The 12,571-nt window shown below is 69.0% G+C and carries 8 protein-coding genes and 4 pseudogenes; 7 read left to right on the top strand and 5 right to left on the bottom strand.

The genetic code is table 11. The annotated features are described in order from the left end of the window. The first annotated feature begins 45 nt into the window (after window positions 1-45). The 3 genes and pseudogenes from ACFQJD_RS15365 to ACFQJD_RS15375 all read left to right on the top strand — a co-directional run bounded on the left by ACFQJD_RS15365 (window position 46) and on the right by ACFQJD_RS15375 (window position 2,416). Window positions 46-549 (top strand): metallophosphoesterase family protein, encoded by a 504-nt coding sequence (locus tag ACFQJD_RS15365; protein ID WP_379799405.1) that lies wholly within the window; start codon window positions 46-48, stop codon window positions 547-549. A 140-nt stretch (window positions 550-689) separates the two neighbouring features. After that, a pseudogene (locus tag ACFQJD_RS15370) lies at window positions 690-1,453 on the top strand (coenzyme F420-0:L-glutamate ligase). After that, a pseudogene (locus ACFQJD_RS15375) lies at window positions 1,440-2,416 on the top strand (5,10-methylenetetrahydromethanopterin reductase). The pseudogenes ACFQJD_RS15370 and ACFQJD_RS15375 overlap by 14 nt, the downstream one beginning before the upstream one ends. Here ACFQJD_RS15375 and ACFQJD_RS15380 read toward each other — a convergent pair. Further along, window positions 2,409-2,612, bottom strand: coding sequence for a hypothetical protein (locus ACFQJD_RS15380; protein ID WP_379799407.1), 204 nt, complete (start codon window positions 2,610-2,612; stop codon window positions 2,409-2,411). The pseudogene ACFQJD_RS15375 and the gene ACFQJD_RS15380 overlap by 8 nt on opposite strands. A gap of 83 nt (window positions 2,613-2,695) precedes the next feature. Here ACFQJD_RS15380 and ACFQJD_RS15385 point away from each other — a divergent pair, with 83 nt between their 5' ends. Beyond that, entirely contained in the window at window positions 2,696-3,001 is a 306-nt protein-coding gene (locus ACFQJD_RS15385; protein ID WP_379799409.1) for a DUF7573 domain-containing protein, read from the top strand. A gap of 75 nt (window positions 3,002-3,076) precedes the next feature. Here the strand turns inward: ACFQJD_RS15385 and mutL are convergent. The 4 genes and pseudogenes from mutL to ACFQJD_RS15405 form a co-directional block, all read right to left on the bottom strand. After that, window positions 3,077-4,719, bottom strand: a pseudogene (gene mutL, locus ACFQJD_RS15390) (DNA mismatch repair endonuclease MutL). Next, window positions 4,709-7,398, bottom strand: a pseudogene (gene mutS, locus ACFQJD_RS15395) (DNA mismatch repair protein MutS). The pseudogenes mutL and mutS overlap by 11 nt, the downstream one beginning before the upstream one ends. Before the next feature lie 112 nt (window positions 7,399-7,510). Further along, window positions 7,511-8,929 carry an amidase gene (locus tag ACFQJD_RS15400; protein ID WP_379799411.1) on the bottom strand — a complete coding sequence of 473 codons (1,419 nt, stop codon included), beginning with the start codon at window positions 8,927-8,929 and terminating at the stop codon, window positions 7,511-7,513. Between the two features lie 63 nt (window positions 8,930-8,992). Further along, entirely contained in the window at window positions 8,993-10,099 is a 1,107-nt protein-coding gene (locus tag ACFQJD_RS15405; RefSeq protein WP_379799414.1) for a hypothetical protein, read from the bottom strand. A 152-nt stretch (window positions 10,100-10,251) separates the two neighbouring features. Here ACFQJD_RS15405 and ACFQJD_RS15410 point away from each other — a divergent pair, with 152 nt between their 5' ends. From ACFQJD_RS15410 to ACFQJD_RS15420, 3 genes are read left to right on the top strand one after another with little or no spacing between them, the layout of a single operon-like run. Next, window positions 10,252-11,637 (top strand): amino acid ABC transporter substrate-binding protein, encoded by a 1,386-nt coding sequence (locus tag ACFQJD_RS15410; protein WP_379799417.1) that lies wholly within the window; start codon window positions 10,252-10,254, stop codon window positions 11,635-11,637. 21 nt (window positions 11,638-11,658) lie between these two features. Beyond that, a complete protein-coding gene (locus ACFQJD_RS15415) occupies window positions 11,659-12,234 on the top strand; it encodes a branched-chain amino acid ABC transporter permease (protein ID WP_379799420.1) in 576 nt (191 codons plus the stop codon). Then, complete coding sequence (locus ACFQJD_RS15420) at window positions 12,200-12,532, top strand: ABC transporter permease subunit (RefSeq protein ID WP_379799423.1); 333 nt, start codon at window positions 12,200-12,202, stop codon at window positions 12,530-12,532. Before ACFQJD_RS15415 ends, ACFQJD_RS15420 begins: the two co-directional genes overlap by 35 nt. The last annotated feature ends 39 nt before the right edge of the window (window positions 12,533-12,571 follow it).

The raw sequence follows: 12,571 nt of genomic DNA on the forward strand, positions 1-12,571 counted from the left end.
CGCCGCCGGGATAACGGCTTTTGCGGTGGTCGTTCTACTACCCCTATGGCGACGGAACTCGCGATCATCGGCGACACGCACGTCCCGACGCGGGCGGAGGGCCTCCCCGCATGGGTCCGGGAACGAGTCGAGGCGGCGGACCACACCATCCACACCGGCGACTTCGAGACGGCCGAGATGCTCGAACGAGTCGAGGAGATGAGCGGCGGGGACCTGACCGCGGTGAGGGGGAACGTCGACCGCGGCGGCGTGGACCTGCCGAACGTGGCCACCTACGAGACGGAGGGCGTCCAGTTCGTCGTCACGCACGGGACGGGCGACCGCGTCGGCTACGGGGCGCGCGTCGTCGCCGCCGTGAACGAACACGGCCGGGACGGGGCCGTCGGCGTCGCCGGCCACACCCACGAGTACACGGACGAGGTCACGGACGGCACGCGCATCCTCAACCCCGGGAGCGCGACGGGGGCCGACCCCGCCTCGGAGACGACGATGATGACCGTCACCGTCGACGACGGCGACGTGGACGTGACGCTCCACCGCGGGGAGTGAGTACGCCGGACCGCTGTGTGCGTAGCGGCCCACCTCGTAGAGTAGCGATCCACCTCCCAGAGTAGCGGCCCACCTCCCAGAGTAGCGGCGCGATTCACCACTGACGCGGCGTTTTTACCGCGGCCACCCCGATGGCGAGTATGGACCTCGAACTCGTCGCCGTCCCCGACCTGCCGGAGATCCGGCCCGGGGACTCGCTCCCCACCCTCGTCGGCGACCGGATCGACCTCCGCCCGGACGACGTGGTCTGTGTCGCAAGCACCGTCGTCTCGAAGGCCGAAGGCCGCCTCGCCGACCTGGACGACTTCCCGGCCGGGCCTCGCGCCCGCGAACTCGCCGCGAACCTCGAAGCCGCCACGGGCGAGGAGAAAGACCCGCGCTTCGCCCAGGCCGTCCTCGAGGAGAGCACGGACGTCCTGATCGAGTCTCCTTCCTGCTGACCGAGACGCGGTTCGGTCACGTCACGGTCAACGCCGGCATCGACCGCTCGAACGTCCCCGACGCGGACCTCCTGTTGCTGCCCGAGCGGCCGAGCGAGAGCGCCGAGCGCATCCGGTCGGGGGTCGACGCCGACCGGGTCGTCGTCACGGACACCTGCGGACGACCGTTCCGCCACGGCCAGCGCGGCGTCGCCGTCGGGTGGGCCGGACTGCCGGCGAGTCGGGACTGGCGAGGGGAGTGCGACCGCGAGGGCCGCGAACTCTCGGTGACCGTCGAGAGCGTCGTCGACGAGCTCGCGGCGGCGGCGAACCTCGTCGCCGGCGAGGGCGCGGGCGGCACGCCCGTCGTCGTCGTCCGCGGCTTCGACTTCGGCGACCACGAGGGGAGCGACGAGCAGTTCCGCGACGTGGAGCGCGACTTCGTCCGGCGGGCGCTCCGGGGGTGGTCGTATGCTCGGGATTGAACTCACGCCCGAACACCCCGTCGAGGAAGTCGTCGCGCTCGGCGTCGACGCCGAACGCGAGGGCTACGACGCCGTCTTCACCGCCTCCCACTACAACAACCGCGACCCGTTCGCCGTCCTCGCGCGGTTGGCCGCCGAGACGGACGACGTCCGACTCGGCCCGGGCGTCGTCAACCCCTACGAGCGACACCCGGTGACGCTCGCCTCCGAGACGGCGACGGTCGCCGAGATGAGCGACGGCCGCGCCGTCTTCGGCATCGGCCCCGGCGACCGGTCGACGCTCCGCAATCTCGGCCTCGACGAGGAGCGCGGCCTGCGGTCGGTGCTGGAGGCGTTCAAAGTCGCGAAACGCCTCTGGGCGGGCGAGCGCGTCACCCACGACGGCACCTTCGAGGCCGACGACGCCGGCCTGAACTTCTCGGTGCCGGGCGAAATACCGGTTTACGTCGGCGGCGAGGGACCACACATGTGTCGGATGGCCGCCAAACACGCCGACGGCCTGCTGTTCAACGGCTCCCACCCCGCGGACCTCGCCTGGGCGCGCGACCGGGTCGAGGAGGGCGAAAAGACCGGCTGTCCGGCCTCGGCGAGTTCGACCTCGCGGCCTACGCCAGCGTCAGCGTCGCCGACGACGAGGCGGCGGCGCGGGAGGCCGCCCGGCCACCGGTGGCGTTCATCGCCGGCGCGGCGGCACCGCCGGTCCTCGACCGCCACGGCGTCGACGCCGAGCGGGCGACGGAAATCGGCGAGCGAATCAGCGCCGGCGACTTCTCCGAGGCGTTCGGCCTGGTGACGCCGGCGATGATAGACGCCTTCTGCATGGCCGGCACCGTCGAGACGGTGGCCGACCGGATGGCCGCGGTGCTCGACTACGCGGACAGCGTCGTCGTCGGGTCGCCGCTGGGACCCGACCTCGATTCAGCCGTGTCGCTCGCGGCCGACGCGTACGACCGGACTAGATAGCGTCGACCGCCGCCGCGGCGAGGCCGCCGAGGACGAGCGCCGAGAAGTAGGCGACCGCGATCGTCGTCAGCCCCGCGCCGACGGCCCAGATGACGAAACTGATGGGATCGGTCAGGGCCACGTCGGTCAGGAAGATGACGGCGAGGTCCACGATGCTCGACAGGAGTCTGCTGATGACCGCGGTGAGCGTTGCCATAGCGGACGTTCGGCGAGGGGATACTTGGGTGTTGATTCTCGCGCGGCGTCAGGGCTAAACCCCCGGCGGCCGTCGATCCGACGATGAGAGACCGCTCGCTCGACGAGTTCCGGTCGGCGGCGAGCGACGGCGACGCGGACGGAGACGCAACCGACGCGACGCCGGCCGTCGACGCCACCGCGGATGCGACGGGGAACGCCGATAGCGAGGCCGCCGGTGCGGGCGGTGACTCCAATAGCGAGGCCGCCGGTGCGGGCGGCCTCGCCAGTCCCGCCACGCCGACGATGCGGTTCGTCCGCGACGGGGCCTGTCCGGCCTGCGGGGCGTCGACGGCGCACCTGTGGAACGACGGCGAGCGGTTCGTCTGCGCCGACTGCAAGGAGTTTTAGCGTCCCGGTCGGACGCCGAAAGGACTCGACGGCACGCCGCCGGCCGTCGGCCGTGCCGACGCGTCGCTCGGGACGCTACCCGAATCGCGTCGCCTCGCGTTCGAACCCGCGGGCGAGCGCCTGCTCCTCGATTTCGAGGACGGTCGGTCGACCGTGTGGACAGGCGAACGGCTGGTCGCACTGCCCGAGTCGGTCGAGGAGCGCCGACGCCTCGTCGGTCGTCAGGTCGTCGCCGGCTTTCAGCGACGGGTGACAGGCCAGGTCGGCGAGAAGTTCGTCCCGGCGACCGTCGGGGTCCTCGCCCGACCGGAGGGCTGCCAGCGCCTCCCGGAAGGCGTCCACGTCCGCGACGCGGCCGAGCGGTGCGGGCACCGACCGCAGGCGGTAGGTGTTGCCGCCGAACGCCGCGACGTCGAAGCCGAGCCGTCGGAGCGTCTCCCGGTGGGCCTCGGCGGCCGCCGCCGCTGCCGGCGAGAGCGACACCGTCTCCGGCGGGTCGAGCGTCGCCGACGGGACGCTCGCCTCGTCGACGGCCGCCCGCAGGCGCTCGTAGTTGACGCGCTCGTGGGCGGCGTGCTGGTCGACGACGAGGAGGCCGTCGTCGGCCGCACAGAGGAGATAGAGGCCGCGGAACTGGCCCACCACGGTCGCGTCGTCGAAGACCGAATCCGTTTCGAGGGGCGAGAGCGTCGAATCGAGATCCATCGACACCTCCGCGGAGCGCCGTAAATCGGCCGTCGAGAGGGCGTCCGCGACGGCGCGTTCGACCGCCGACTCGACGGCGTCGGCCGCGCGGACGGCGACCCGCTCTTTCGCCGGGTGGACGTTCGGATCCACCGCGCCGGACGGGAGCGACACGTCCACGACGGCGACGGGCGCGCGTCCCGAGGGAGCAACGACCCGTAGCCCGCGACGACGGCCCGCCGGAGGCGTTCGTCGGTGAGGGGGCGGCCGTTGACGGCGACGTAGACGTGGTCGCGAGTCGATCGGGTGATCGACGGGTAGCAGAGCGCGCCCCGGATCGCCACCGATCGGTCGTCGACGCCCGTCTCCGCGTCGAGTTCGGTGCTCCGAGACGCCACCTGTCGGTCGTAGACACCCAGCAGGGCGTCGGCGTAGTCGCCGGATCCCGGCGTGGCGAACACCTCGCGGCCGTCGTGGTGCAGGCGAAAGCGCACGCTCGGGCGGACCAGCGCGTACCGCGAGACGAGGCCGCTGATTCGGGCGAACTCGGCTTTCGGGGAGGCCAGCGAGTCGCGGCGCGCGCGGCGGTTGTGAAACAGGTCGCGCACCTCGACGGTGGTCCCCTCGGCGCGCCCCGCCGGAGCGACGTCCGTCTCGCCGTCCTCGACGACGACGCGCGTGCCGCGGGGGCCGCCGTCGTTGGTCGTCACTTCGAGCGTCGCCACCTCGGCGACGCTGGCGAGGGCCTCGCCGCGGAAGCCGAGCGTCTCGACGCCAGTCAGGTCGCCCTCGGGGAGTTTGCTCGTCGTGTGGCGCTCGACCGCGAGTTCGGCCATCTCGGCGTCCATTCCCCGCCCGTCGTCGACGACGCGGATCCGGTCGGTGCCGTCGCCGTCGACCTCGATCGCGACGTCGTCCGCGCCGGCGTCGAGGCTGTTCTCGACCAGTTCGGCGACGACGCGGGCCGGACGCGTCACCACCTCGCCGGCCGCGATGCGATCGACCGTCTCGGCGTCGAGTCGCCTAATCGTCATCGTCGAGTCTGCGTTTGAAGTCGGCGAGGGTGTTCAGCGCTTCCAAGGGCGTCGTCGTCGCGACGTCGAGGGCCTCCAGGTCGCGAACGATGCCGGTGAGGCGCTCGTCGGCGTCCGCACCGCCGCCCGCCTCGCCGACGGCGGGCGAGTCGGTTCCGGAGCGTTCGGTTCCGGCGTGGCCGTTCGTCCGCCGTGCCGCCTCGTCGAGCGTCGCCTGGACGTCCTCCGTCTCCCGTTCGTCGACCAGGTCGTAGGCCCGGTCGACCACGTCGTCGGGGACGCCCGCCATCCGCGCCACCTCGATGCCGTACGAGGAGGAGGCGGCCCCCTCCGCGACCCGATGGAGGAACGTCACGTCGCCGGGGGCGTCGCGTCCGACGCGTCCCCGCTCGCGCCGGCCTCCGAGACGCCGTCGCAGTCGGCGGCGAAGTGGAGATTGACGACGCGTTCTCGCTCCTCGGCGAGGCCCGTCAGTTCGTGGTAGTGGGTGGCAAAGAGCGTCGTCGCGCCGATCTCGTCGTGGACGAACTCGGAGGTGGCGCGGGCGATGGCGAGGCCGTCCGCGGTACTCGTCCCCCGACCGACTTCGTCTAAGAGGACGAGCGAGCGGTCCGTCGCGCCGTGGAGGATGTCGGTCAGTTCGGCCATCTCGCGCATGAACGTCGACTGCCCGCCCGCGATGTCGTCGCTCGCGCCGACGCGGGTGAACACCCGGTCGACGACGGGAAGTCGCGCCCGGTCGGCGGGGACGAAACTCCCCATCTGGGCGAGGACGACGACGAGGGCCACCTGTCGCATGTACGTCGACTTCCCCGACATGTTCGGTCCGGTGACGACGGCGACGCTTCCGCGCGGCAGGTCGGCGTCGTTCGGGACGAAGTCGGCGGCCTGCTCGACGACGGGGTGGCGACCCGCCTCGATGTCGATGCCGTCGCCTCCGAACTCGGGGCGGACGTAGTCGTTCTCGACGGCGACGGCGGCGAGCGTCGCCAGCGCGTCGAGCGTCGCCAGCGTGTCGGCCACCGCCTGAATCCGGTCGGCCTCGTCGGCGACCTGCGATCGGACGTCGCAGAAGATGTCGTATTCGAGCGAGTCGGCGCGTTCGGCCGCGCCGAGAATCTCGTCCTCGCGGCGCTTGAGTTCGGGCGTGTAGAACCGCTCCGCGTTTTTGAGCGTCTGCCGACGGGTGTAGTCGTCGGGCACCCGATCGAGGTTCGGGTTCGTCACCTCGATGTAGTAGCCGTGGACCTGGTTGTATCCCACCTCCAGCGAGTCGATGCCGGTCCGGTCCCGCTCGCTGGCTTCGAGGTCCGCCACCCACTCGCGCCCCTCGCGTTCGGTCCGGCGCAGGTCGTCGAGTTCGTCGTCGAACCCGTTTCTGACGACGCCGCCGTCCGTCACCTCGACGGGCGGGTCGGGCCGGATGGCCCGGTCGATCAGGTCGCGCACCCCCGAGAGATCGGGGAGCGACTCCCGGAGGTCGGTCAGCGTGCCCGACTCGACGTCAGCGAGGGCGTCGCGTATCTCGGGGATGACGTCGAGCGTCGCCTTCAGCGACCGGAGGTCGCGGGCGTTCGCTCGTCCGCGAGAGACGCGCCCGATCAGGCGCTCGACGTCGTAGGCCTCGCGCAGGCGGTCGCGGACCTCGTCGCGGGCCAACGAGCGGTCGGTGAACTCCTCGACGGCGTCGTGACGGGCCTCGATGGCCTCGCGGTCGAGGAGGGGCCGGCGGAGCCACGCCTCCAGTCGGCGGCGGCCCAGCGCGCAGGCGGTGTCGTCGAGGACGTCGAACAGGGTTCGCCCCGCGCCAGCGCCCCTGTTCTCGAACAGTTCGAGGCTCCGGAGCGCCGTCGCGTCCAGCGCGAGGAACTCCCGCGGATCGTAGCGCGTGATTCGGGAGACGTATTCGAGGGGCCCGTCGTCGCCCTGCGTGTACTCGGCGTACGCGAGGACGGCACCACACGCCCGGAGTTCGGCGTCGTTCGCGACGACGGCCGTCGGGCGCGGAGCGTACGCCGAGAGCGTCTCGACGGCCGCCTCGCGGTCGAACGTCTCCGGGTCGACGTCGGTCACCATCGGGTCGGACGGCAGCGCGGTGTCCGCGCCGACGGCCGGGCCGAGCAGCACCTCCGAGGGCGCGAGTCGGTCGAGTTCCTGCCGGAGACGGGCGGCGGCGTCGCTGCTGGTCACGCGGCAGTCGCCGGTGGAGACGTCCACGACGGCGACCGCCGTCGTCTCGCCGCCCTCGGCGACGGCGGCGACGTAGTTCGTGGTACCCGCGTCGAGCAGTTCGTCCTCGACGACCGTCCCCGGCGTGATGACCTGCGTGACGGCGCGGTCGACGAGCCCCGAGGTGGCGTCGGGGTCCTCGACCTGTTCGGCGAGAGCGACGCGATAGCCGGCGTCGAGCAGGCGTTCGAGGTAAGTGGCGGCGTTGTCGATGGGGATGCCCGCCATCGGGTAGGTCCCGGTGCTGTCCTCCCGCTGGGTGAGCGTCACCTCGCACACCCGCGACGTCTCCTCGGCCGCCTCGCAGTAGGTCTGGTAGAAGTCGCCGTTCTGAAAGAGGACCAGCGAGTCCTCGTAGTCGCGACAGAGGTCGAAGTGCTGGCTCAGCATCGGCGTCAGATCGCCCCGGACGTCGACCATCCCGTCCGGCGGTCCCGTTACCGCGTTCATACCCCGTATCGGGCGGTCGAAGCCTAAAAGCATCCGGGCTCCGATCCGAAGTCGCCGTCACCGGGCCGCATCGACGCGCCGGCAGCGCGGGTCGTCGCGACGGCCGTCCTTCTCAGCAGTGTTCGGCCACTGTCGCGGCGACGGACAGCAGTTCGTCGTCTTCGCCCCGTGGCGCGATGAGTTGGAAGCCGACGGGCAGGCCCTCGTGGGTTCCGGCCGGAAGCGAAATCCCGGGCGTCCCGGCGAGGTTCGCCGGGCGCGTGTTGACGGCGACCGGCACCTCCGTCGTGTACGCGCCGCGGCCGATCGGCGGTGCGGTCTCCGCCATCGTGGGGAGACAGAGCGCGTCGACCTCGGCGAGCGCCGCGTCGAACTCGCGAGTGAGCGCGGCGCGCTCGTTCTGCGCGGCGGCGTACCACTCGGGGTGTTCCGAGAGGATCGTCGCACCGATGGCCACCTTCCGCCGGAACGTCTCGCCGAACCCCTCCCCCGCTTCGAGCGCCGCCGCGAGTGCTGCCCGCCACGCAGGGTCGTGTTCCTCCCGGCGGCCGAGCGAGAGCCCGCTGTGGGCGACGACCGAAGCCATTTCGACGTTCGTGATGGCGAACCAGATGTCCGCACCCTGGGTGAACCCCGGGATAGACACGTCCCGCGTCTCCACGCCAGCGGCTTCGAGGTCGTCGATCGTCGATCGCACCGCCTCCGAGACGCCGTCTGTCACATGGTCGCCGAATCCCTCGGTGACGACGCCGAGCGTCAGCTCCTCGGCGTCCGCGGGTTCGGGTCCAGTGTCCGGGGAGAGCTCCGACGCGCCCGCGTCCGCGACGGCGGCGAACGTCCGGGCCGTCGTCGACACGTCCTGTCCGAAGACGCCGACGTGGTCGAAGGAGGCCGCCATGTCGATCATCCCCTCGCGGGAGATCGCGTCCCACGTCGGTTTGAAGCCGACGACGCCGCAAAAGCCCGCCGGCAGGCGGACACTGCCGCCGGTGTCGGAGCCGAGTGCGACGTCACAGAGCTCCGCGCCGACGGCCGCGGCCGACCCCGACGACGACCCGCCCGCGATACGGGAGGTGTCGAACGGATTGCGGACCGGGCCGAAGGCGTTCGTCTCGCTGGTGGCCCCGTACGCGAGCTCGTCCATGTGCGTCTTCCCGACGAGCGTGGCACCGGCGGCGAGCAGCCGGGAGACGGCGGTTGCGTCACGAGTCGAGACCGCGTCTTCGAGCGCCCGGGAGCCACACGCCATCGGGACGCCGTCGACGCCGAGGTTGTCCTTGATCCCGACCGTCAGGTCGAGCGGACCGCTCTCCTCCCGGAGTTCGAAGCGGTTGCGGAAGGCGTTGAAATCGTCGTCGGCCGGGGTCACGTCGATCCGGCGGCTCGGCTCCGTGAGGCAGTCCTCGTACCGTTCGGCGAGGAGTGTGAGGTCGCCCTCGAGGGCGGCGCGGACGTCTTCGTCGTTCGGCGTCGGGCCGCCGAGGCGAGCGGCTGCGGCGCGGACGGTCTCGGGATCGAATGGGGATGCCATACCACCCCGCCGTATGCGTATCACCTAAGTCTTACCCCGGAGAATACTTGGAGGTTCGGATCCCTACTCTTCGGGCTCGACGAAAGTGAGGATCTCCTTCGGATTCTCGACGAGGATCTGGGTGATCGTTTCGTCGTCGACGCCCCGCGATTTGAGCATCGGAACCACGTTTTCGAGGATGTGGCCGTATCCGAACCCACCGTACTTCCGCCGCTGGATCTTGATGTACACGTCGTGGCCGAAGACCAGATTCGAGCCGTGTCCCGCCTCGAGTAGCTCGCAGACGGCGTCGACGCGCCACGAGTCGGACGGATACGCGTCGTCGAAGTCGTCGAGATACGCCTCGAGCCCCCAGACGTCGTACTCGAGGGTGGCCCCCGCTCGGCGAGTTCCTTCTGGTACTCGAGGTCCTCGTATATCGTCCGGTCCATGTGATCGATTATTACCCGCTCGGGCGCGAGGCCTTCCGCTTCCACGATGTCGAGCACCTCGAGCCCCCACCGCGACGTCGGCATCGTCCGATCCTTCTGGCTCTTTTTGGTCCGCCCGGGGGTGGATGGTCAGTGCCGCCCCGGTTCGGCGCGCCGCTCTCGCGCCCGCACGGAGTATCGCTTCCTCGTCGGGGTGGATGTGGTTGCTCAGCCCGATTTCGCCGACGATGCCGGCGCGGACGTCCGTCTCACCGATGCCGTCGCGAACGTCGCTGACGAACTCGGCTTCCGCTTTCTCTTCGAGTTCCGCCGGGCTCAGAGACGCGAATCGGTCGGGGTGTGCAGGCTGGGTGTAGTAGGCAGTCCCGTGAACGAAGTTCAGCCCCGTTTCACGGGCGACGGCTCTGACGCGCTTTGGATCGCGTCCGATATTGTTCGGCGTGACGTCGACGATCGTGTCCCCGCCAGCCCGGGCGAAATGCGAGACCTCGTCGATCGCTTCCTCCATCGAGTTCAGGCGGAGGTTGTCTTCGTGCTGCATCGGATTCCGGCGGGTGTACCACAGATTGTCCATCGAGACCGGCTCCGATGCCACCGCCCGCTCGTAGGCCGCCTCCGGCGGCTCGTACCACGCGTCGACCGCGTCTATAAACAGGTGCTCGTGTGTCGACGTAACCCCGAGTTCGTCGGGGGACATTCGTCCATCTACCGTCACTATCTTTCCGATATCGCTAGTCATCCTCAGGCACGTATTTGTAGAATATTATTAAAATGTTCTCCTTCAGAATCGAAACGTGGCGACCGAAAGTAGGGCCCGGTTTCACGGGGGGAGAGGCGGCCTAACCGAGAAGAAAGATTTAAATCTCAGAAGAATAATCGCCACATAGCGTTATGACAGAGAATACCAATCGCGACGGAGAGAACGGCCGATCGCGCATCGATCGGAGGCGTTTCCTCGCCGGTACCGCGGGGGCTGCCGGTATCAGCCTCATCGCAGGCTGTTCCGGCGGCGGCGGTGGCGGCGGTGGCGGCGGTGGCGGCGGCGGAGACGGTGGTGGCGACTCCGGCGGCGACTCCGGCGGCGGAACTACCACGACGACCAGCGGCGGCGGCAGTTCGGAGCCGATCAAAATCGGGGCGAGTGCCGCCCTCACCGGCAAGTACTCCGTCGAAGGCCAGGCGACGAAACAGGGGTACGAACTCTGGGCGCAGATGATCAACGACCACGGCGGTATCCTGACCGAAGGGGACGAACCCGGACTCCTCGGTCGAGAGGTGGAGGTGACGGTCTACGACGACCAGTCCGACCCATCGCGTGCGGTGAACCTCTACAAGCGCCTCATCAACCAGGACGACGTCGACCTGCTGATGGGCCCGTATTCGAGCGCGGTGTCGACCTCCGTGTTGCCCATCATCGAGCAGAGCCAGACCGCCTGTGTCATGTCGATGATGTCGGACACCAGCGTTCTCACCGAGCGCGACGTCCAGTACGTCGTGCAGAGCATCGCCCCCTCGTCGACGTATCTCAAGGGCGCTATCGACATCGCCGTCGAGAACGGCGCGTCGACGATCGCCATCGTGTACGAGGACACCGCGTTCCCGACGTCCATCGCGGAGGGTCACGTGCCCTACGCCAAGGACAACGGCCTCGAGATCGTCCACCAGTCGGCCTATCCGAAAGACATCAACGACTACACGTCGGTGATGAACAAGGTCCAGTCCGCCGACCCGGACCTCGTGATCGGCGGTGCCTACACGCCGGACGCGATCGGGCTCACGAAGGCCGCGCGCTCGCTGGAGTTCAGCACGGGCATCTTCTCGTGGACCGTCGGAGCGGCGTCGCCGGCCTTCTACGAGTCGGTGGGGAGCGACGGGCTCGCCATCTCCGGCGACCTCTTCTGGGCACCCTGGTTCCAGGTCCCGCACAACGAGGCGGTCAAAGAAGGGATCCAGAACTACTACGACTACGACTCGCTCGACGACGTTCAGTACCACGTTGTCGGGGGCTACGCCGGCACGCTCATCATGGAGCAGGCGGTTCGGAACGTCGGCGAACTCGATCAGGACGCGATCGCCGACGAACTCCACTCCCTGGAGATGGGCGTCCCGTGGGGCAACGGCAGATTCAAGGTCGACGAAAACGGCGTTCAGGTCGGCCACGCGCCGAGCCTCGGGCAGTGGCAGGAAGCCGACGGTGACGGGCTGACCCGCGAGGCCGTCTGGCCCAGCGAGTACGCGACTGCAGATCCGGTCTACCCGCATCCCGGCTGGAACTAATCGACAGATTTCGTTTTAACCATGGCAATATTAGATATACTCGCCGAATTAGTCGTTATCGGGGTGTTCCTGGGGGCGTTCTACGGACTGATAGCGCTCGGCTTGAGTCTCGTCTTCGGCGTGCAGAACGTGATCAACCTGGCCCACGGCGAATTCCTGATGATCGGGGCGTACATCACGTTCTTCGGATGGTCGATATTCGATCTGAACCCGCTTTTGAGCATCGTCATCTCGGTTCCGATCATGTTCGTCGTGGGCGCTGCCATTCAGGGCGGGCTGCTCGAGCGCATCGACCTGGACAACGAACTGACGACGTTGATATTCACGTTCGGGCTCGCGCTCGCCATCCGGGGGCTCGCCCAGTACGCGATCAACGTCGACTACCAGTCGATCTCGTTCCTCACCGAGTCCGTAGACGTCGGCTTCACCGCGTTCTCGCTGAACCGACCGTTCGCGTTCGGTATCGCGGTGATTTCGACGCTGCTGTTTTTCGCCTTCCTCAAGTACACCGGCTGGGGAAAGCGATTCGAGCGACGTCCCAGAACCCCGAGATCGCCCGTGCGTGTGGTATCAGGACGAAGCGCGTGCGGATGGTAACGTTCGGACTGGGGCCGCTCTCGCCGGCATCGCCGGCGGCATCGCGGGGATCCTCTACACGATCTTCCCCGCGATGGGGCTCGATTACCTGCTGAAGGCCTTCGTCATCGTCGTCCTCGGTGGCCTCGGCAGTCTCGTCGGAGCGGTCGTCGCCGGAGTCGGCTTCGGCGTCATCGAAACGTTCGGGACGTGGTACACGTCGTCCACGATGGCATCGATCATCGCCTTCGTGGTGCTCATCCTCGTCCTCCTGGTGCGCCCCCAGGGACTGTTCGGGCGTAGCGACAGTGGAGAGTGATTTCGATGGCAACTGAATCATCCAGTGAGTCGAAAAGCG

Origin of the sequence: Haloplanus sp. GCM10025708, from assembly GCF_042663985.1 — an archaeon.
Classification (GTDB): Archaea; Halobacteriota; Halobacteria; order Halobacteriales; family Haloferacaceae; genus Salinirarus; species Salinirarus marinus.